The following is a 21,814-nucleotide window of genomic DNA, read 5'->3' on the forward strand; positions in this document are numbered from 1 at the left end:
GAGTTACAAAGATATGATATTTGAGAGTCCTGTTGTCAATCGTTTAACCAAAAATTATAGCTTTGACGCAGCTTGTATGCATTCAAATCAAAAGAATATCTTTTATTTTTTGATGTTCAGCTACGCTGTTCTTGTCTTATTTAATTTGGCATTTATTCCTATTGCGTGGATTGATGAGATTATGGATTTAGATCCTGCTATGAGATTTGTGGAAGGGCATGGGTATAACAGTAATTTATGGTCATATAAAGGTTCCGAGAAACTGTTTCTCGCGAATTTGCCTTTGCGAAATATGCCTTTTGTTGTAATGGGTTATCTGTTTGGAGCTGATATATTTTGGATACGACTTCCGCATGTGTTGTTTTTCTTAGGTGCATGCTTCTTCTTGTTTAAATTGCTCAAATTTTATTCTAATGAAACAGTTGCCTGGATTGTGTTATTATTTTTTGTGTTTGACAAAGGGATTTATGAGAGTTTGCGTGCTGTGCGTTGTGAAATGCAAGAACTCTTATATATCTCCGCCTCTTTGTATTTTACATTTATTAAGAAGCGAATATTCTTATCGGTTTTATTGAGTGGATTGTTGGCAATAGTACATCCCGCAACTTGGGTTATTTCCGGATTGATTGCGTTGAAAAATATTTTTGCCGTGAAAAAATTTCAATCCAAAATACTGGCTATTGTCTTGTATTTATTACCAACTATGATTTGGTTATATGTAATCAAATTAGATTTTCAAGGTGTTGTTACTCAGCTCTTTGCTGCCGGTATGGATCATACAGAAATCGCTCAAGGATTAAATATTCTTGGTGCTCATTTTTACAAAAGATTTAATATTTATTTTAGCTCTCAACCTTGGGTTTGGTTAGGAGTGTTGGTCGCACATTTAATTGCATTAAGAAACCTAATCAGAGAGAAGGACTATCTTTCATTTATTTTTATTTCACATTCGTTGTTTTGGTTGTTTCTACTCGCGCCTAATTATCGTTACAATCCAAGTCTGCTCTTGTTCTCATATTTATTGATAGCAAAAGAAATTGCTCGTATCAAGTGGCAATTCTCATGGGCTAAAGTGCTTGTTGGAGTTCTGCTTATAACTCAAATGCTGCCTTTTGCAGCAATTAATATAATGGGAATATTACAACGAGAAGAGCGTAACCCTTATCAAGTGCAGCAATGGCTTTCTCAACAAGTATCTCTAAAAGGAAGAACATTGCTATGTGGTGAATCTATCGGATTATATTGGCTGCATAGTCGTATTGATAAGAGTGGAAAACTGAACTTTTGTGCGCCTAACTATCCCCATAAGTTTGATTTTTCGAAATATGACCAAATCGTCTTGTTCACATCTGAGGATATTGCTTTATCGCCATTTGCCGAATACGTAATTCCGATCAAATTTCCACAAATTACATCTTTGTTAAGCAAGTCTGGTTCACCTACATACAATGGGATGAAACTTTATAATGTATCACCCGAGCAATTAACGGAGTATTGTTTAAAGATTCGACATGGAGACCCGTGGTGATAATCTAGAAATCACCTATATCTGTCAAAGCTTCAAAACCGTCATCTGTAACCAGAATAGTATGCTCAAACTGGGCAGAAAGTTTGCCATCAATTGTTCTTGCTGTCCAGCCGTCATATTTGTCAACTTTGCACCTTGCTTTTCCCTGATTGATCATAGGCTCTATCGTGAAAATCATACCCGGTTGCATAATTGCACCGGAATCTTTGGCTGCGCTGTGATCTACTTGCGGTTCTTCGTGAAATTCCACACCAACACCATGACCTGCAAATTCAAAGACAACTGAATAACCTTTGGGTTGAACAAATTTGCTGATTGCAAAGCCAATATTCCCAAATCTGTTACCCGGCTTGACTTGTTCAATTCCTATCCAAAGACTTTGACGGGTTGTTTCTATCAAGTTTGCAGCTTGTGTTGAAATTTCCCCTATTGGATACATTTTGCAAGTATCTCCATAATAACCATTCAGAATAGGAGTAACATCTATATTTAAAATATCTCCCTCTTTCAATATATAATTGCTTGGAATACCGTGACAGACCACATCATTCACTGATGTACAACAATGTCCCGGAAAGGGAGGATGTCCATAGCCCTTTGTTGCAGCAATTGCACCATGATCTTGTGTGAATTCAGCACATTTTTGATCTATGTATTTTGTTGTATTGCCGGGCACTGCATACTGTTCTAAATATTTTAAAGTCTGTGCGGCTAGTTTACTTGCAGCTTTTATTCCTTCAATTTGTTCCTGATTTTTTATCAGAATTCTTGATTTCTTTCCAAACATGTTATCACTGATTTTTCGGATTCAAATTTAGGTTGTTCAAAAGGATTATTCTGAAACTAATTCAAAGACAGCCAATGGTGCCATCCTTCCTTTGTTTAAAGTCAATCTGTTTTGGCCAACTGATAGATTGTCCACGGTTTCTAAAACTTTTAAATATTCATCTTCAATACTTTCCGGACATGCCATCATGGTGCTAATGCCTGGAGTTAATTCAAGCTTGAATTGATTCTTTATTTGGTAGTGTAGGGTAATATTGTTGCATCCGACTTTAGTAACTGCATTTCCTTCTTTGGAATTGAAAATGATGAAATGGGTTTTTTTTGAACCGGTTACTTGATGACCATTTAACTCAACCAATTGCCATTTCTTATCTTCAACCTCTGAATTTCCATTTTTAGTTAAAATATAGAAATGTTCTAAAGTTCCTTGTTGTACCTGACCTTCTTTGTCTAAATATCGCAATTGAGATTCTTCTACTTTAAACAAAGGTGACCTTTCATTCTCATCAATATTATTTAACCTTATTTGATTGTTTTTCTCCCATGTAAAAACTCCGGAAAGTGTATCGGTTAAAGAAGAAGAACCTTTGATGTATTTACTAATCCAGAGGAATGTTTTATCATCATTAAGTGTTAAGTCAGTTTCAATTCCATCACAATCTGCGCAAGGCAACACACCGGAGTATGTTCCTTGCCAATCCAATGAGGTTTCAGCGGTGTGATTATCACTTGGAGATACATGTACGGATTTATTACTGCTGTTACATGCAATTGTCATTGATATTCCTATCAAAGACGGGAGGATTATTTTTGTGTTTAAAATTATGAATTAAATTTAAAGGAGTGTACCATTAAGAACGATGGCAGCAATAGTGAAATATATGATTAACCCTGTAACATCGACCAAAGTAGCTACAAAAGGCGCAGAAGAAGTAGCTGGGTCTATTTTTAATTTCTTCAGAATAATTGGAATCATAGAACCGGAGAGTGTTCCCCATAAAACAATGCCAATGAGTGAAAGAAATATGGTTAAGGCAATCAAGAACCAATGTTCACCATAGTCGTACCATTTAAAGAACTGCCAAACAGAGATTCTTAGCATCCCTATGCTTCCCAAAACCAACCCCAGTAAAAATCCCGATAGTATTTCTCTTTTCATCACAAACCACCAGTCGCGCAGTGTTAGTTCTTTCAGTGCTAAGGCTCTGATAATGAGGGTCGCTGCTTGCGAACCGCTATTTCCACCGCTGGAAATAATCAGTGGTACAAACAGTGCCAGTACCACCGCTTGTGAGATTTCTGATTCAAAATAGCCCATCGCGGTAGCAGTGAGCATTTCGCCTAAAAACAATATAATCAACCAAGTAGCGCGTTTTTGTGTAAGTTTAAAAAGACTGGTCTTTACATAAGGAAAGTCGAGTTTTTCCACACCTCCAAACTTTTGAATCTTTTCAGTTTCTTTTTGTTCGGCAACGTCCATAATATCGTCAATTGTTACAACTCCTAATAATAAGTTGTCATCATTCACGACAGGGATTACCACCCGATCATAATCTTTAAATTTTTGGATTGCAATTTCTTGAGTATCGCTAATGAGTAGTGAAACGAAATTGCCATCCATTAAATCTGTAATTTTTTTATTAGGGGCATTTAATACCAGTCTTCTGACTTGGATGTCATCTAGCAACTTACCTTCGTTATCAATCACATAAATTACATTGGCAGCTTCGGAATCTTTAAAATTCTTGCGTAAAAATGCGCTTGCCTCTGCAATAGTCATGTCTTGAGTAATGGCTGCATAGTCAGTATCAATGAGTCGGGCAACACTGTTTTCAGAATATCCTAAGAAGTTTTGGGTTTCCTTCTTGTTTTCATCGTCCAGATAATTGATATAAACAGTTCTTTCAAGAGCAGTGAGATCACTAAAGAAACTTGTACGGTTATCACTACTTAAATTGTTTAATAGTGTAGTAGCTTGATTGAGTGATAAATGTCTAACAAGTTGATGTTGAAGTTGTACATCAATGTATGGGAAAGCCCATAATTGTGTGTCTTGATCAAGGTTTGCAAAAGTTACGCAGGCTTTGTCTTCAGGAATGGAGTCTAATACTTCTGCAATTTCGGCAGGGTGTATTTTGTCCGCTCCCTTATCAAAAAGAGAAAAAATATCGAAATCGGAACTCCAATCAATATCTCTTATTTTGTCTTGAAGTACTTCTGCCTCTTTCTCCATACTCCTATCCGGTTAACGTTCAACATTCAATTTAACCTTGTTTCGCATAGGGTTAAATTTTGGAGGTGCAAATTAAAGTGTTACTCTCTACAAATCATTCATTGAATTGAAAAAAAACGCCTTTGATTGTTTGGGAGTAAAAACAACAAAGGCTATATAGTTTCATATATAGCCTTTGAGCATGTTTATTTTTAGACCGCGGGTTACTCGGTCTGTTCATTACTGAGGTAATTCAGTTGTAGGTGTTTGATTTTGTGGACCTGCATTGTTTGGTTGCTCATTACTGTTGTCTGTAGGAGCGGGCATTGTAGGTGTGGTTGCAGGTAACCCTTTTTCCATAATTTCTTCTAATTGAGGATCGATTTTACCGTTTTTAGTACCAGGAGCAGTGGTTTTAACATTGTTTTTTGGTAAAAATCCGGCAGACAATAATGAGATAACAATGACAAGACCTGCAGCAGTCCATGTGATTTTCTCTACAATATCTGTTGTTTTCTTTACTCCGAAGAATTGATTTCCGGTTGAAAAGTTAGAAGCTAAACCGCTTCCTTTTGGGTTTTGAATGAGTACAACTGCAATGAGAACTACGCCAATTATGATTGCAAAAATTAATAAAACGGTTAACATATCTATTCGGTTTCTTTTTTAATCTCGTTAATAAGGGTTGCAAAATAACTCCCTTTTTGTGGATATTTCAACTTTAATTTTTCATAAGCCCATAAGGCTTGTTCAAAGTGCCCTTGTTTTACATAAATGCTTGCTAATGTTTCTGTTACAATGTCGTCATCTAACTCAAGACTTCTGATTGCAGCCTTTTCTGCTTTAAAAAACTCTGTTTTAGGATGACTAATGGTAGGTTGTTTTTGTAGGAATGAATCAATAATTGACAAAGAATCATTGACTTTAGGTTTGACCGGTATTGTTGGGCTTGGTTCAATTGGGTGGTTTTCCACTATAACTTCTTGTGCAGGTTTAACAACAGTTTGAACAGGTACAGAAAACCTGTTGAGCCAATCTGAGAAAGTATGAGTTTCAATCTCTTGTGCTGCAATTTCTTGCTCTATTTGTATGGATTCTGTTTTTGGAGGTTGCTCTACCTCAAATGATGTTGTTTCTGTGTGTTCAGCACTTTGTGTTTTCTCTTGATTATCGGTTAATATTATTTCTTCGTTTATAGAAAATCTTTCAGTTTGAGATTGAGCAGAAGGCTCTGTTGAGGACTCTGTATTTAATTGACTTTCCTTCTCTATATTAATTTCTACATTCTCTGAAAGTGTAATTGACTCTGTTGTGGGCTCTTCTTTGATTATTTCATTTAATAAATCCTCAGTAGGAGTGTTAGATTCAGTGCTATTGATATATGTAAACAGCCATGTTCTGTCATATACCCTAAGCGAAGCTTTCTTTAATTGTCTGTCGTATTTGTAATGTTCCTTTATCTTGTAAATTTTTGAAAGCAAAATCTGAGGTAAATGGAAATAAGGAAACTCAACTACCAACGTTTCTAAAGTTTCAATTTCTTTGTCAGTAATTGAATAAGGGTTACGCAATATGTCAGTTAGTCTTGTTGGTGTCATAATTTACCACTTCAAAGCTATGTCATTAAAAATATCTTGAACTAGCATGGTTGTAATATCATTAATAAGCTGTGTTTCAATAGCGGAATAGTCGGTAGATGCGGGGAAATTAACAAAGTTAGAGTATGATTTATTGAAATCAAATTTAGGATGATTTGGACTTGAGAAATTCACCTTTACCACCATAGTCAATCTGTTTTCAGTAGCGGAAGTGTTGCCTGAAATACTAACCGGTGCAATATTATAACCGGTAATAACACCATCAATTTGGTAATCGCCCTCTTGTTCTTTTAAAAAAAGACGTGTTTCACTTTGAAACTTATCTTTTAACTTTTCAGTAAATACTTGGCTTAGTGTGGGAGCAACTTGCGGAGCTTGGTTTGGGAAATATTGAATGGAAATGCTTTTGACATCATCTGGAATATTAACACCGGACAAAGAATAAATTCCACAACGGTTAAATAACAGCAGTGAAATCATCAATAGTGCAAGACTAGTAATATGAGTCTTATTCGAGTTCATATTGTTTAATTTTGCGATACAAGGTTCTTTCAGAAATACCTAATTCCTTAGCTGCTTTTTTGCGCCTCCCTTTGTTGCGTTCAAGAGACTTTTTAATCATATCTTTTTCTTGTTCTTGAATTGTTTTAGTCTCTTCAATTCGTATGGTGTGCGGTTCGTTTTCGGTGTTGAAAGTTGGGTGGTGCGGTTCGTGGTTTGAGGGTGGGAGAGTGATTGAAAAATCAAATGGATGACTCTGTTCCTTGATTTCATCGCTAAAAACCTGCCTGATTGCACCTTCGTTTTCTTGAATAAATGTGCTGTTATGACCTCCGCTTTCTATTAGGCGAAAGACCAACTTTTTTAAGTCAGTCATGTCTCTCTTTAAGTCAAACAATACTTTATATAAAATGTCTCTTTCACTGAAATTGTCATTTTCATGATTAGACTGAGACAAGGATACAGCCGGTAAAGAAGTTGTTTCTAGAGGCAGGTAGTTTTTTAATGTATTGACATCAATAATACCTTCTCTTTCAAGTACACAGAGTTGTTCTGTAACATTTCGCAATTGTCTCACATTACCTTGCCATGAATAATTTTCAAGCATCAATCTGGCTTCAGGAGTTAATTCAATGTATCGAGTGTGATATTTCTCTGCAAAATCATTCACAAACTTTAAGAATATCATATAGATATCCTCTTTGCGTTCGCTCAATTTAGGGATAGTAATTGGCACTGTTGCCAATCTGTAATACAAGTCAGTTCTGAACTTTCCTTTCCCTGCACTTTCAAGGAGGTTCTTATTGGTAGCAGCCACAACCCTCACATTTGTTTTTTGGATTTTGCTTGAACCAACACGAATAAATTCCCCTGATTCTAATACACGTAATAATCGAGCTTGGGTTCCTAAAGGCAATTCGCCAACTTCATCAAGGAAAATCGTACCACCATTCACAGTTTCAAAATAGCCTTTTCTTGCATCTGTGGCTCCGGTAAATGAACCTTTTTCATGTCCAAATAATTCTGAATCTATTGTCCCTTCAGGTATTGCACCACAATTGACAGCAATGAATGCACCGTGTTTGCGTGTACTGTTTTGATGAATGATTTTTGAAAATACTTCTTTTCCTACTCCGCTTTCTCCATAAATCAACACACTCATGTCTGTAGGTGCTACACGCAAAGCGGTTTCAAGAGCGTGATTAAGTTTATGAGAGTTTCCTACTATCTCATATCTGTTTTTGATTTGTTGAAGTTCTCTTTCGCTTATCATGTTTAATTTAAGGGTTTGCCTTTAAGGGTTGTGGTAGTAGTTGATTCAACCAATATGTCAACAAAGTCTCCGGGTTTATGGGTAGTTTTAGGAAAAACAACCATGATATTTTGGTCATTTCTCCCTCTCAAATCGTGTTCACTTTTTTTAGATTCTCCTTCCACCAATACTCTAACAACCTTACCAATAAATGATTTATTTTTCTCATTCGAAATATTGTTTTGTAATTCAATGACTTCAGCCAATCTACGCTTTTTAGTTTCTAAAGGAACATCGTCCGGTAATTTTTTTGCAGCCATAGTTCCGGGTCTTTCACTGTAAAAGTACATGTAGCTAAAATCAAACTGTGATATTTCCATTATGCTCAATGTTTCTTTGTGATCGTCTTCTGTTTCGGTACAAAAGCCAGAAATAATATCACATGAAATACCACATTCAGGAAGAATTTCTCTAATTCTTCTCACCTTATCTAAATACCATTTTCTGTCATAGGTTCTGTTCATTTTTTCTAAAATACGGCTACTGCCTGATTGTGCAGGTAAATGAATATGCTTGCAGATGTTGTCATGGCGTTTCATGGTGTATAACACTTCATCGGTAATATCCTTTGGGTGAGAAGTGGAGAAACGGATGCGCATTTCTGGATTTACATTGGCACACATTTCTAATAATTCAGCAAATGTTATTGCTTTTTCTTGTTGCTCTTTATCTGCTTTTTCAAAATCCTTCTTTGGACCTCCTCCAAACCATAAATAACTATCTACATTTTGACCTAACAAGGTAACTTCCTTGTATCCAACATCAGAAAGTTCTTTAATCTCTCGTATAATACTTTCCGGGTCTCTGCTTCGTTCTCTGCCTCGTGTAAAAGGCACTACGCAAAATGAACACATGTTGTCGCACCCTCTTGTAATTGAAACAAACGAATTGACTCCATTAGAATTTAGCCTGACAGGACTAATTTCACCATAAGTTTCTTCACGTGATAATAATACATTGATTGCCTTGTCGCCTTCATCCACTGCAGCAAGTAATTTAGGAAGTTCGCGATATGCATCCGGTCCTGCAACAACATCCACCAACTTTTCTTGTTCGAGCAGCTTTTCTTTCAACCGCTCTGCCATACAGCCAAGTACTCCAATGATTAAGTCTCTGTTTTTCTTTTTGTTTGCTCTAAGATGTTTCAATCTTTCGCGTATCTTTTGTTCCGCATTATCTCTTACTGCGCACGTGTTAATGAGTATCACATCAGCATCCGTTTCGTCATCTGTAGTACGGAAACCGTGATTGTATAATATTGAGGCAACAATTTCGCTGTCGCTGAAATTCATTGCACAACCATAACTTTCTATGTATAGCTTTCTGTTTATTGTTTCGATTGCAACGGGAATATCTGAAACAAGAATTTCGGTATCTGACATAACTTTAAATAGAGGTGCAAAGATAGGATTCAAACATTAAAAATAATTGTTTAATTCTCAAAGATATCAAACTGCCCAAGAGTGTTTTTCCCTTCTGTATTTTAAGATTTTATTACAGTAATTAGATTATTGCTTACCTAAATAAAATAAATATCCCTTCATGGGATTGGATATAAAAGAAAAGGGCAGTTTTTACTTGCCCTTTTTAACACTTTCCTTTGTTTCGTCATTAGATTGTGGCTTAGATGAAGTTTTAATTTCAAGACCATCTTTTTCTTTATTCATCACAACCTTCAGTTTTGCCCCTTCTTTAATTTCACCTTTTAGGATTTCTTCAGCTAAAGGATCTTCCATATATTTTTGAATGGTGCGATGCAGTGGACGTGCGCCAAAATCAGCATCAAATCCTTTGTCAACCAAAAATTCTTTTACTTTTTCATCAATCTCAACTTCAAGACCTAAATCTGCCACTCTCTTTAGCATTTTATTTATAGAAATATCCATGATTTTAAAGATATCCTCTTTTTCAAGGCTCTTAAAGACAATGACATCATCAATTCGGTTAAGAAACTCAGGACTAAAGAATTTTTTTAATGCATTTTCAATAATCTGTTTACTCTCTTTTTCTTGATTGCTGATTTTATTACTGGTTGCAAAGCCAACACCTGTTCCAAAGTCTTTTAATTGTCTGGAGCCGATATTAGATGTCATAATAATCACCGTGTTTCTAAAGTCTATTTTTCTACCGAGACTATCGGTCATAAATCCTTCATCGAGTGCTTGCAATAGAAGATTGAAAACATCTTGATGTGCTTTTTCAATTTCATCGAACAGAATAACTGAATAAGGTTTTCTGCGCACTTTCTCGGTAAGCAATCCTCCTTCTTCGTATCCCACATAACCGGGAGGAGCCCCCACGAGTCTGGACACAGCAAATTTTTCCATGTATTCACTCATATCAATTCGTATCAATGAGTCTTGAGAGTCAAACAAATATTCACTGAGGGCTTTTGCCATTTCAGTTTTGCCTACACCTGTTGGTCCAAGGAAAATAAAGGAGCCAATGGGTTTGTTAGGGTCTTTCAAACCGGCACGCGTTCTTTGTATTGCTTTTGCAAGTCTGGCAATAGCTTTGTCTTGTCCTATCACTCTTTTTTGTAGGTCAGACTCCATATTGAGGAGTTTTTTACCTTCACCCTGCGCAATTCTTTTAACAGGAATACCGGTCATCATGGCGATAACCTCTGCTACATCTTCTTCACCAACCACATATTTTTGATTCTTACTATCTTCTTCCCATTTGATTTTAGCATTGTCAAGGTTTTTGAGCAGTGTTTTTTCAGTGTCTCTTAACCTTGCAGCCTCTTCATAGTTTTGTGATTTAACTACCCTGATTTTTTCAACTTTCACTTGTTCGATTTGACTCTCAAGGTCTAAAATTTCAGAAGGGACGTGAATATTTGAAATATGTACTCTTGCTCCGGCTTCGTCAAGTACGTCAATTGCTTTGTCAGGTAAATATCTGTCAGAGATATACCTTTCAGAAAGTTTCACACAAGCTTCTAATGCTTCTGGCGTGTATGTTACAGAATGATGTTCCTCGTATTTGTCTTTAATATTGTTAAGAATCTCCAATGTTTCACCGGCAGAAGCAGGTTCAACCATGACCATTTGGAATCTTCTTTCGAGTGCTCCGTCTTTCTCAATATATTGTCTATACTCGTCTAAGGTTGTTGCTCCAATACATTGAATTTCGCCTCTAGCTAAGGCAGGTTTAAACATATTAGATGCATCTAAAGAGCCGGAAGCTCCACCGGCTCCAACAAGTGTATGTATCTCATCAATGAATAAAATGACATCATCGCTTTTTTCCAATTCATTCATGATTGCTTTGATTCTCTCTTCAAACTGTCCTCTGTATTTAGTGCCTGCAACAAGGGAAGCCAAATCGAGTGTTACCACTCTTTTATTGAATAAGATTCTGGAAACTTTCTTTTGTACAATACTTACCGCAATCCCTTCTGCAATAGCAGTTTTACCCACACCGGGTTCGCCTATCAACACAGGATTGTTCTTTTTTCTGCGCGATAATATTTGAGAAACTCTTTCAATTTCTTTCTCTCTTCCAATCACCGGGTCTAATTTTCCTTCTTCAGCATCATGTGTAAGATCTCTGCCAAAATTATCTAATACAGGTGTCTTAGACTTAGAATTCTTATTGCGTAATTCGTCAATTTTTTTGTCCTCAGAATAGCTGCCTTCTTCAGCCCCGTCATCTGCATTTGGGTTTTCATTTCTTGGAGAAGTTGGAGGGTTGTTGAGTCCAGGCAAACCTTCTTCTAATGCAGATTTGAAAATGTCATAAGTTATACCGTATTGGGAGAGAATTTCTGTTGCCAAATTGTCTTCATCTCTTAAAATAGAAAGCAATAAATGCTCGGTTCCAATAATTTCGGTCTTAAACATTTTAGCTTCAAGATAAGTTATTTTTAATGCTTTCTCTGCTTGCCTTGTAAGAGGTAAGTTTCCGATATTGATTGATTTGCCGGAAGTAGATTTGACTGCATCTTCAATGGATTTTTTTACTCGTAAAACATCTACATCAAGGTTTTTAAGGGTTTGCAAAGCTCTGCCTTCGCCTTCTCTGATAACCCCAAGTAACAAGTGTTCAGGACCGATATAGTCATGACCCATTCTAATCGCTTCTTCACGGCTAAACTGAATAACTTCTTTTACTCTGGGTGAAAATTTATTTGCTGACATTGTATAATGAAAAGATTCTGTTGTTTAAAGGTTCAAAATTACTCATTCTATTTCTATCTTCCAGTTGTGCTTTGGTATATCCATGCAAAATTTAGTTATAAATTAGGTGGAAAAATATTGACATTAGCTTGTGTAAAAATATATTTCAGCTATGTTTGAAAATCGTACCATGTTACAATATCAATAGATTTGTGTCAAAAAGTCCGTATTTGCTCACTTTGTAGCGATTAATCTGTCTTTGTGATTGTGCCATTATTGGTTCGCATTGCTGTTTTTTAACTAAACACATAGAAAATAGTTGTGGAAAAGTTGTAACTCAAATGTACGAACTTGCAAAGCATGATACTACGATATTAATTTGCTTGCTCAATGAATGATTCACCTTTGCAAAATAGAAAAAAAGACAAGAAGAAAACTTCTTATTTAGTACCGCAGGATAACTTGGGACGAAGAGTGCCCGCAGCTGTTGAAATAGAACAAGCGGTATTAGGCGCATTGTTGCTTGATGGAAAAGCGTTACTCAGGATACAAGAGATTCTCGTTGACGACTATTTTTATGACGATAGAAACAAGGCTGTTTATAATGCAATTTTTGCATTGACAAAGAAAAATGAGCCGATTGATATTTTGACTGTCATAGAGAAGTTAAGAGAAACAGATAAGCTGGAATTTGTTGGGGGAGAGTTTTATGTGAGTGAATTGACCATGAAGGTTACCTCTTCAGCGAATATTGAATTTCATGCACATATTATACTTGAAAAATATGTATTGAGAGAATTGATTCAAATATGTGGTGAGACCATTAATCATGCTTATGATGCCGGAGTGGATTCATTTAGTTTACTTGATGAAACTGAAAAGGCAATTTATGAAATCAAAAACAAGGGGATGAAGAGAAATTATGAGAGTATTGGTAACCTTGTTTCTAAAGCGCTCACTCAAATTAATGAAAATAAAAATCACAGTTCTTCTATAACAGGTGTACCTAGTGGAATCATTGGTGTTGACAATATTACATCCGGATGGCAAAAGTCTGATTTAATCATTATTGCCGGTCGTCCGGGTATGGGTAAAACCGCTTTTGCACTTACGCTTTTGCGAAATGCAGCAGTAGGAAATAAAACTCCGGTAGCATTTTTCTCATTAGAAATGTCAGCAGTACAATTGGTTACTCGTATGATTTCTGCTGAGTCTGAAATAAGTTCGGAAGCCTTGAGACGTGGAAATCTTGAAGAATATGAATGGCAACAGCTTGTTACCAAAACGCAAGCATTGTCCGAGGCACCTATATTTATTGATGATACTCCGAGCTTGACAGTATTTGAGTTAAAGGCTAAAGCTAGAAGACTACATTCTCAACATAAAATTGGTATGCTCATGGTGGACTATTTGCAATTAATGAAGGGTGAAGACCAAAATCAATCTAAAGTAAGTATGAATAGAGAACAAGAGATTGGTTATATCTCTCGTTCCTTGAAAACATTAGCAAAAGAACTAAACATCCCTGTCATTGCGCTGGCTCAGTTGAGTCGTGAAACTGATAAACGTCAGGATAAAATGCCGCAACTCTCAGATTTGCGTGAATCCGGTTCTATTGAACAAGATGCAGACATGGTAGCTTTCATCTACCGTGATGACTATTACAATAAAGGAGATGAAGATGCATACAATGATGGAGGTGTGGCTTCAAAACTAATTATTAAGAAATATAGACATGGTTCGTTGGGTGATGCTAATATGTACTTTAGTAAAAAGCTGCAACGATTTGTGGATGAGTCTGAATCTAAAATTGCAAACTTTATTCTGCCTTCTAAAATGAATGAAAATGATGCTATTGACAATTCATTCAGGGATTCTATCAGTAACAAAGCCGATATTTTTAAAAGCAATAACGATGTGGATGACCCTTTCTTAAATTCTAACGATACAGATTCAAACTTCTTTGATAACTGATGATTGTCTGATAATTGTGTGATTAAATCATTGTGATGAACCAAAAGAATAAAAGAAAAATAATCAATGATCCTGTATATGGATTTTTGACTTTACCATCTGATTTAATCTTTGACTTAGTTGAGCATCCTTATTTCCAACGATTGCGTAGGATTAAGCAATTAGGTCTTGCAGAGCTTGTATATCCGGGAGCTATACATTCCCGATTTCATCATGCTTTAGGAGCCTTGCAATTAACGTGTAGGGCGTTGGATGTTCTGAAGCAGAAAGGTGCTGAAATTTCAGAACATGAATACGAAGCTACTTGTGCCGCCATTTTGTTGCATGACATAGGTCATGGACCTTTTTCTCATACGTTAGAATATATTCTTGTCAAAGATTTGCATCATGAAAGAATCTCTACGCTGATTATGGAAAAAATGAATCAAGAGTTTGAAGGCAGGCTGGCTACTTGTATCAGTATATTTAACAACCAATATCCAAAGAAGTTTCTCCATCAACTCATCTCAAGTCAGTTAGACATGGATAGGTTAGACTATTTGAGTAGAGATAGTTTCTATTCAGGAGTGAGCGAAGGAGTGGTGAGTGCTGATAGAATTATTAATATGTTAAATGTGGTGGACAACCACTTAGTGCTAGAAGAAAAAGGGATTTATAGTATTGAGAAATTTATCATAGCACGCAGGCTCATGTATTGGCAGGTTTATCTGCACAAAACGGTTGTTTCGGCTGATATTTTGTTGAAACAAGTACTTATGCGAGCAAGGAATTTAGCGGTGGACGGTGAGGATGTGTATGCAACACCGGCTTTGACACCATTCTTGTTTAGCAAACCCAATGAACAAAAATTTGAACAAGAAACTGATACATGGTTAGCACGTTTTACCTTGCTTGATGACGCGGAGTTGACAGTTAGTATCAAACAATGGCAATTTCACAAAGATTCAATTCTTGCTACTTTGTCAAAAAACTTCGTTGAGAGAAAGCTTCCCAAAATACTTATATCCAATTCAGTAATTTCAGCGCAAGAATTAGAAGCAATACAAACAGAAATAAAGAGAAAGTATAAAATCAACGAAAACGACCTTGGCTATTTTATTCAGTCCGGGACACTTGAGAATAATGCATATAAGCAAGATACTCCGGAATCTATCAGTATCATTAGGAAAGATGGAGCCGTTGTAGATGTTACCGAAGTGTCTGATAATTACAACCTTTCGGCATTGAAAAAAACCGTTAGAAAGTACTATTTATGTTACATGAAATAGGATAACGAGCTGCGAATAAACCTAATTTTGCAGAAAAAATAAAAACATGAGTTTACCTCCTTTAAAAGGCAATCAAAAGCGAGTTATCATAGTAGGAGCAGGATTTGCAGGACTCAAACTCGCAGAACTATTGCCAATAGACCTTTTTCAAGTAATATTAATAGATAAAAACAATTACCATCAATTTCAACCCTTGCTATATCAGGTTGCTACATCTGGTTTAGAGCCAAGTAATATATGTTTCCCTTTGAGAAAAGTGTTTCAAAATAAATGGAATGTATATATGCGGTTCACAGAGGTAACCGGTGTAAACCAAGAAGCAAAGACAATTGATACCGGTATAGGTACAATTCCCTATGATTATTTGATTCTGGCTTATGGTGCTGTAACCAATTTCTTTAATAATGAGATGGTAGAGAAAAATTCATACTCCATGAAGTCAGTTTCCGAAGCCCTTTTACTTAGAAATACTTTATTGCAAAATTACGAAAAAGCATTGAGTGCTCAGTCTGATGAAGAAAGAGATGAATTGTTGAATGTGGTGATTGTTGGAGGCGGACCTACAGGGGTGGAATTAGCCGGAGCTATTTCTGAAATGAGAAATAAAATCCTTCCTAAAGATTATTCTGAAATTAACTTTAGAGAAATGAAAGTGTACCTTATCGAAGCAGGACCGAAACTGCTGGGAGCGATGTCTGATAAATCAGGAAATACCGTTCAAGACTATTTAGAACATTTGGGAGTAAGCGTCATAAAAGGCAATGCTGTTAAAAACTTTGATGGACGTATAGTTGAACTTGCGGATGGGACTTCACTTCATAGCAATACATTGATATGGGCTGCAGGTGTTAAGGGTAGTAAATTAAAAGGTCTGTCAGACGAAATGTATTCGCGTAGTACAAGATTATTGGTAGATGAATACAGTGCTGTCAAAGGGACTGATGGCATATATGCTATTGGAGACATTGCCCAAATGGAAACAAAGGAGTATCCTAAAGGACATCCGCAAGTTGCTCAAGTTGCTTTGCAACAAGCTGCATGTCTTGCTAAAAATATGGTGAATCCATTCAAAGGCAAAAGCAAAATACCTTTTCAATACAAAGACAAAGGAAGTCTTGCTACAGTAGGTCGCAACAAAGCAGTGGCAGACATTAAGAAATTGAAATTACGTGGATTTATTGCTTGGTTTGTTTGGATGGCAGTGCACTTAATTTCTATTATTGGTGTAAAAAATAAATTCTTTGTTGTTACCAATTGGGTTTGGCAGTATTTTACTTACGACCCTTCATTACGTTTAATCATCAGAGCCAAGTACAGAAAACCCTAAAGCATGGAAGACCTTTTTACTGACGAATATTTTATGGAAATCGCGCTTAAAGAAGCGCAAAAGGCATTTGAAGAAGATGAAGTTCCCATTGGGGCAATTGTTGTGCATGGAAACAAAATCATAGGGAAGGGGTATAACCAGACAGAAAGATTGAAAGATATTACAGCTCATGCAGAAATGTTGGCAATTACATCTGCTTCTCATTATATTGGCAGTAAATACCTTGAAGAATGTACACTCTATGTTACGCTTGAGCCTTGTGTGATGTGCATGGGTGCGTTGAAGGCAGCACGTATTTCTAAAATTGTATTTGCAACATCAGAACCTAAAACAGGGTACTCTATTTTTCTTCCTGAAACATTTTCCAAATCAATTCAAATAGAGTGTGGAGAAAAGCAGCAAGAGGCTTTGGATATATTACAGAGATTCTTTAAACAAAAGAGGATATAATTTGACAAAGTAGAAAATGCGAAACATAATTGGATTAATACTTCTCTTTTTCTTGCTGAATTCATGTTCAATTGAAATCGCTAAACATCGTTATAGCAGAGGGTGGGGAATACGTACCTCAAAAACACACTATGTTCACACAGAAAGAAAATATAATGCATCAATCCAAACCAAATCCTTTGCATTCCCGCTTAAAGATACAGTGAGAGGGTACTTGGTTCCTGATACTATATTTTTAAAGGACTCCATACATCATTCGGATTCAACAGAAAGTTATGATTTGTCTCCCCCTGTTTTATTTAATCCTGACACTGTTAATTCTGTTAAAAGTCATGAGCAAGTGCTTGAAGAATATCGAAAAGCAAAAAGTAATCTTGAGAAAATCAGTATATGGACAGTCGCAACCTTTGCTATTGCACTAGTTGCAGTGCTCGCTGCCGGTTCAATTGTCGCAGGCACAGCAGGAGTAGGAATCGTGCATTTATTCTTATTTACTATGGCAATCTTGTCTTTGATTTCAATTTATCGTTATATTAAAGTATTCAAACTCTTACGGTTTTTGTATAAAGAAGGACCTTCATTTTTAGATGCTTCCAATCCTCAACATGAAGAAAAATTGAAATTAAGATTTAGAATGATGGTCAATGCCTTGTTTATTGTGCCTTTGGCTTCATTATTCATGACAATTATGTTGCATAAAAGATTGTTACCTGAGGATGGTTATTTTGTTACTGATCTCAATGAACTATTGAGAAATAAAGCAGGATGGTATATCTTTTATTCCATTCTACTATTGATTTTGTGGGGATACTTGTTCTATTTAAGTTATCCTTATCTGTTTATTACGCTACTTTCAATTCTTTAGGAACAAACAAGGCTGCCTATTAGATAGACAGCCTTTTTTATAATATTTTCTTTATTAGCAATTATTCAATACTGATAACTTTGACTTCAAAAATCAAAGTAGCATTAGGAGGAACAACCCCACCGGCACCTGCAGCACCATATCCTAATTCAGAAGGAATTATCAAAACAGCCTCAGTTCCGGGATTTAATAACATCATTCCTTCATCCCATCCTTTGATTACTTGTCCAACACCCACTTGGAATTTGAAAGGTTCATTTCTATCGAACGATGAATCTAATTTTCTTCCATCAGGGAGTGTTAGCGTATAATGACAAGTAATGGTTTGACCTGCTTTTGCGGTAGCACCTTTACCTTGTTTTTTAATAACATATTTCAATCCGCTGGCTGTGGTTTTTGCTCCTTTGGTTATTTTAGCTAACACTTCGGATTCTTTCTTTTTTCTTTCTTCTTCTTTCTTTGCAAGTTTTTCGGCAGCGTGTTGCTGTTCATATTCAAACACAGCAGCAGCATTAAATTTCTCTGCTTCTGCACCGATTCTAACAATAGAAATATGTTGCATAACATCTCCTTGTTGAATTGCATTGACTACTTCTTGTCCTTCAACCACGTGACCAAAAACAGAATGTTTTCCATCGAGCCAAGGTGTTGCAACGTGTGTAATAAAGAATTGACTTCCGTTCGTGCCGGGACCGGCATTTGCCATAGAGAGAACTCCGGGCCCTACATGCTTTAAGTTGTCGTCAAATTCGTCTGCAAAACTATATCCGGGACCACCTGCACCTGTTCCTTGAGGGTCGCCTCCTTGAATCATAAAGTTGGCGATTACACGGTGAAATTTAAGCCCATCATAGAACGCTTGTCCAACTGCAAAGCTGTTGTTCTTAATAGTACCTTCTGCTAAACCAACAAAATTCGCTACAGTCATTGGCACTTTTTGGAATTCTAATTCCAGCAAAATATCACCTTTATTGGTTTGGATTTTTGCATACATCCCTTCTTTGAGGGCTACTTCTTTATTGTTATTCATAACGTAATATTGATTGTTCTTTTTAATCACTTCAACCTTGACAGGTGTTTTGTCTGTTAGACTAGCCGGCTGAACATCGGTAGTAGTTGAAGTGGGTGTCTCTGTTGATGTAGATTCATTGTTTGGTGTTTCTACATTGGTGTTTGCGCATGCCGTCATACAAAGGATTGCTCCGGCAATGGCATAAGTGAAAAACTGTTTTTTCATATAATTATAATTGTTAAAATGCTAGGATTTCTTCTTTGTCAAAATACTCAATAATATGCTGCTTCAAAAATAGCTCTTGTTCTGATAAATCAAGCATAGGGATAGGTTTAATTGATTTCCAACGGGGCCAGCCATCGGAGTCAATGCCTTCAAGCTCATAATAACCTGAATAGCTCAAAATTTTACATGTTGCAATATGAAGCAACATTACTTTTTCATCCTTAGAGAAATTGCTGTCAGAGATTGTGCCTAATTCTCTAATCCCAATAATAAAAAGAATTGCATTGAGATCAGGGTTTTTGTGGTCAAATCTATTTGCGATAAAATCAGTAAGTTGTCCCCACTTTGTCAATATCTCATTACTCATGCTTTTTTTTACTTAATATTGCCTCTGTTAAAACCTGATGTACGTACAGATACAAGGCGCCACAAAGAAATGAAAATCATTGGAAAGTTATTAAATAAGAGCAAAATAATTTCTACCGCATTGCTATTAAATAGGGTGAATGCAATAATCTCTCAGAGGCGAACATTAAAGAAGATGCTGTTGAAAGCCAAGAATACCCAATTTGGCAAACATTATCATTTTAGTGAAATATTAGAGGAGAAGGATGTTTACAAATCGTTTTCGCAGCGTGTACCGCTATCTAATTATTCTACAATGTTTCCTTGGTGGCAGCGAGCATATAACAATGAAGAAAATGTAACTTGGCCCGGCAAAATCGAATATTTTGCATTAAGTTCCGGTACTTCCGAAGGAGCCAGTAAGTATATTCCAGTGAGTGAGGATATGCTCAAATCTATTAAGAAAGGAAGTGTAAGACAGATTCTTAATATTGCTTTTACAGACCTGCCAAAAGACTTTCTTGCAAAACATTATCTGATGATTGGTGGTAGTACTGATTTGAATTATAATGGATATGTCTATTCGGGTGATTTAAGCGGCATTACAACCCAAAATGTTCCTATTTGGTTTGAAAGATTTTCAAAGCCGAGTATGGAAATCAGAAGTACCAAAGATTGGCATGAAAAGATTGAAAGAATAACAGCTGAAGCAAAGAATTGGGATGTAGTGATGATTGCGGGAGTTCCGGCTTGGATTCAATTGCTAATAGAAAATATTGTCAAAACCTATAATCTCAACAATATTCATGATATTTGGCCAAATTTCTCTGTGTATGTTCACGGAGGTGTGGATATTACACCCTACAAGAAAGGACTTAACGCATTATTAGGTCAGCCTATTATGTATTTTGAAACATATTTGGCTTCAGAAGGGTTTATTGCATTTCAACAAAAGATTAGCGCGAAAGGAATGAAGTTAATCTTTCGCAATGAAATGTTTTATGAGTTTATCCCTTTTGACAGAAACAATTTTAATGATTCCGGAGAGTTAGTTGACAATCCGCAAGTGTTGTCTTTGTCAGAAGTAACAGAGAATAAAGAATATGCCATCATTATTACTACTTGTGCAGGTGCATGGCGATATATGATTGGCGATGTAGTGAAATTTGTTGATGTTGAAAATTGTGAAATCAAAATTACCGGAAGAACCAAGCACTTTTTAAGTATGTGCGGGGAACACTTGTCGGTGGATAATATGACGAGAGCTATTGAAATTGTTTCTAATAAGTTGGATGTGAATTTTGTAGAGTTCACTGTTAAAGGTGTGCCTTATGGAAATTTATTCGCTCATCAATGGTATATTGGCACTAATGGTTGCGATGTAGATGAAGCGCAGGTTACAGCATTGTTAGATAACACGCTAAAAGAATTAAATGATGATTATGCTACTGAAAGGATGCATGCATTAAAGAATATTATGGTCAAATTAGTGCCCAATCAACTGTTTCTACAATGGATGGATAAACAAGGAAAGACGGGTTCTCAAAATAAGTTTCCGCGTGTACTCTCTGATGAGAAATATCAAGTTTGGGTTGAGTTTGTTCAAGAATCTCTTAATGTCAAAATATAATTATACCAGGCTGATAGGAAAAGCATGGGTGATGCTTTGCTTATTGCTGCTTCTTTCGTGTAGTTCTAATCGTAACAATCAAATTACAGTACAAAACATTCAAGAGTTTTGTAGTCATTTAGAGAACGATAAAAACCTTTCGGATTTGCAAGTGGATTTTTTTAGACAATTAAATGCCATTGCCAAAGGTAGGGAATCATATAAAAATTTACTATCAAGTCAATCCACACATCCAAAACCCCAAGAATTTGAACATATATTAATCAATGAAAAGGATTTTGAATATATCAGCCAGAGGATATTTACTGTATTACTTGATAATAATATTACTTACGGTAAATTGTTAGCGGATTTACAAGCATCAGACTCACTCAACAATCTTTTTACTAATGAACTGATAATGGTATATGGACAAATAGATTCAGTTTGCAAAGAGCTTGATCATTCAATGCCGGAAACACATGAACCTTATATAAGCCCGTCAATTTTATATGGTTTTTGTCCTTATATGCCAGATAATCATCCGTTATATATAAAAGCAGAATCAATACGAAATAAAAGAAACAGCGAAATTGAATATCGTTTTCCTATTCTTTCTAAAGTCAGAAAAATGATGGGAGAACTCTTTGTTGGTATATCGTAACTGCTATTCACTTT

General features: G+C 36.1%; 19 protein-coding genes. 8 read left to right on the forward strand and 11 right to left on the reverse strand.

The features are described 5' to 3' along the window. The first annotated feature begins 13 nt into the window (after positions 1 to 13). Entirely contained in the window at positions 14 to 1,528 is a 1,515-nt protein-coding gene (locus tag M0R38_04105; protein ID MCK9480931.1) for a hypothetical protein, read from the forward strand. Positions 1,529 to 1,532: 4 nt separating this feature from the next. On the opposite strand, the gene map is transcribed toward M0R38_04105, so the two are convergent. The 9 genes from map to M0R38_04150 form a co-directional block, all read right to left on the reverse strand. Beyond that, positions 1,533 to 2,315: a type I methionyl aminopeptidase gene (gene map, locus M0R38_04110; GenBank protein ID MCK9480932.1), complete on the reverse strand. Its 783-nt coding sequence runs from the start codon at positions 2,313 to 2,315 to the stop codon at positions 1,533 to 1,535. 45 nt (positions 2,316 to 2,360) lie between these two features. Continuing rightward, complete coding sequence (locus M0R38_04115; protein ID MCK9480933.1) at positions 2,361 to 3,092, reverse strand: copper resistance protein NlpE N-terminal domain-containing protein; 732 nt, start codon at positions 3,090 to 3,092, stop codon at positions 2,361 to 2,363. A gap of 57 nt (positions 3,093 to 3,149) precedes the next feature. Continuing rightward, positions 3,150 to 4,547 carry a magnesium transporter gene (gene mgtE / locus M0R38_04120; GenBank protein ID MCK9480934.1) on the reverse strand — a complete coding sequence of 466 codons (1,398 nt, stop codon included), beginning with the start codon at positions 4,545 to 4,547 and terminating at the stop codon, positions 3,150 to 3,152. 219 nt (positions 4,548 to 4,766) lie between these two features. Continuing rightward, positions 4,767 to 5,174, reverse strand: coding sequence for a preprotein translocase subunit SecG (secG, locus tag M0R38_04125; protein ID MCK9480935.1), 408 nt, complete (start codon positions 5,172 to 5,174; stop codon positions 4,767 to 4,769). 2 nt (positions 5,175 to 5,176) lie between these two features. Continuing rightward, complete coding sequence (locus tag M0R38_04130; protein ID MCK9480936.1) at positions 5,177 to 6,124, reverse strand: hypothetical protein; 948 nt, start codon at positions 6,122 to 6,124, stop codon at positions 5,177 to 5,179. Between the two features lie 3 nt (positions 6,125 to 6,127). After that, entirely contained in the window at positions 6,128 to 6,646 is a 519-nt protein-coding gene (lptE, locus tag M0R38_04135) for an LPS assembly lipoprotein LptE (protein MCK9480937.1), read from the reverse strand. Continuing rightward, the gene (locus M0R38_04140) at positions 6,633 to 7,898 is read right to left on the reverse strand and encodes a sigma-54 dependent transcriptional regulator (protein MCK9480938.1); all 1,266 of its coding nucleotides are present in this window, start codon (positions 7,896 to 7,898) and stop codon (positions 6,633 to 6,635) included. Before M0R38_04140 ends, lptE begins: the two co-directional genes overlap by 14 nt. A gap of 2 nt (positions 7,899 to 7,900) precedes the next feature. Continuing rightward, positions 7,901 to 9,319, reverse strand: coding sequence for a tRNA (N6-isopentenyl adenosine(37)-C2)-methylthiotransferase MiaB (miaB, locus tag M0R38_04145; protein ID MCK9480939.1), 1,419 nt, complete (start codon positions 9,317 to 9,319; stop codon positions 7,901 to 7,903). Between the two features lie 192 nt (positions 9,320 to 9,511). Further along, the gene (locus M0R38_04150) at positions 9,512 to 12,082 is read right to left on the reverse strand and encodes an ATP-dependent Clp protease ATP-binding subunit (GenBank protein MCK9480940.1); all 2,571 of its coding nucleotides are present in this window, start codon (positions 12,080 to 12,082) and stop codon (positions 9,512 to 9,514) included. A 369-nt stretch (positions 12,083 to 12,451) separates the two neighbouring features. On the opposite strand from M0R38_04150, the gene dnaB reads away from it, so the two are divergent. From dnaB to M0R38_04175, 5 genes are read left to right on the forward strand one after another with little or no spacing between them, the layout of a single operon-like run. Beyond that, entirely contained in the window at positions 12,452 to 14,035 is a 1,584-nt protein-coding gene (gene dnaB / locus M0R38_04155) for a replicative DNA helicase (GenBank protein MCK9480941.1), read from the forward strand. Between the two features lie 35 nt (positions 14,036 to 14,070). After that, positions 14,071 to 15,303, forward strand: a complete 1,233-nt coding sequence (locus M0R38_04160) for an HD domain-containing protein (GenBank protein MCK9480942.1) — start codon at positions 14,071 to 14,073, stop codon at positions 15,301 to 15,303. Between the two features lie 46 nt (positions 15,304 to 15,349). Continuing rightward, positions 15,350 to 16,630 (forward strand): NAD(P)/FAD-dependent oxidoreductase, encoded by a 1,281-nt coding sequence (locus M0R38_04165; GenBank protein MCK9480943.1) that lies wholly within the window; start codon positions 15,350 to 15,352, stop codon positions 16,628 to 16,630. A 3-nt stretch (positions 16,631 to 16,633) separates the two neighbouring features. Next, complete coding sequence (locus tag M0R38_04170) at positions 16,634 to 17,080, forward strand: nucleoside deaminase (protein MCK9480944.1); 447 nt, start codon at positions 16,634 to 16,636, stop codon at positions 17,078 to 17,080. A gap of 16 nt (positions 17,081 to 17,096) precedes the next feature. Continuing rightward, positions 17,097 to 17,945, forward strand: a complete 849-nt coding sequence (locus M0R38_04175) for a hypothetical protein (GenBank protein ID MCK9480945.1) — start codon at positions 17,097 to 17,099, stop codon at positions 17,943 to 17,945. A 61-nt stretch (positions 17,946 to 18,006) separates the two neighbouring features. Here M0R38_04175 and M0R38_04180 read toward each other — a convergent pair whose 3' ends face one another. Further along, entirely contained in the window at positions 18,007 to 18,975 is a 969-nt protein-coding gene (locus M0R38_04180; protein ID MCK9480946.1) for a peptidylprolyl isomerase, read from the reverse strand. Positions 18,976 to 19,195: 220 nt separating this feature from the next. Further along, the gene (locus M0R38_04185; protein ID MCK9480947.1) at positions 19,196 to 19,549 is read right to left on the reverse strand and encodes a hypothetical protein; all 354 of its coding nucleotides are present in this window, start codon (positions 19,547 to 19,549) and stop codon (positions 19,196 to 19,198) included. A 69-nt stretch (positions 19,550 to 19,618) separates the two neighbouring features. Between M0R38_04185 and M0R38_04190 the strand changes: the two genes are divergently transcribed. After that, positions 19,619 to 21,157: a GH3 auxin-responsive promoter family protein gene (locus tag M0R38_04190; GenBank protein MCK9480948.1), complete on the forward strand. Its 1,539-nt coding sequence runs from the start codon at positions 19,619 to 19,621 to the stop codon at positions 21,155 to 21,157. Continuing rightward, on the forward strand, positions 21,144 to 21,800 hold the full coding sequence (locus M0R38_04195) for a hypothetical protein (protein ID MCK9480949.1): 657 nt from the start codon (positions 21,144 to 21,146) through the stop codon (positions 21,798 to 21,800). Before M0R38_04190 ends, M0R38_04195 begins: the two co-directional genes overlap by 14 nt. Positions 21,801 to 21,814 lie beyond the last annotated feature (14 nt).

This window comes from Bacteroidia bacterium (assembly GCA_023228875.1).
In the GTDB taxonomy this organism is placed as follows: domain Bacteria; phylum Bacteroidota; class Bacteroidia; order NS11-12g; family UBA955; genus JALOAG01.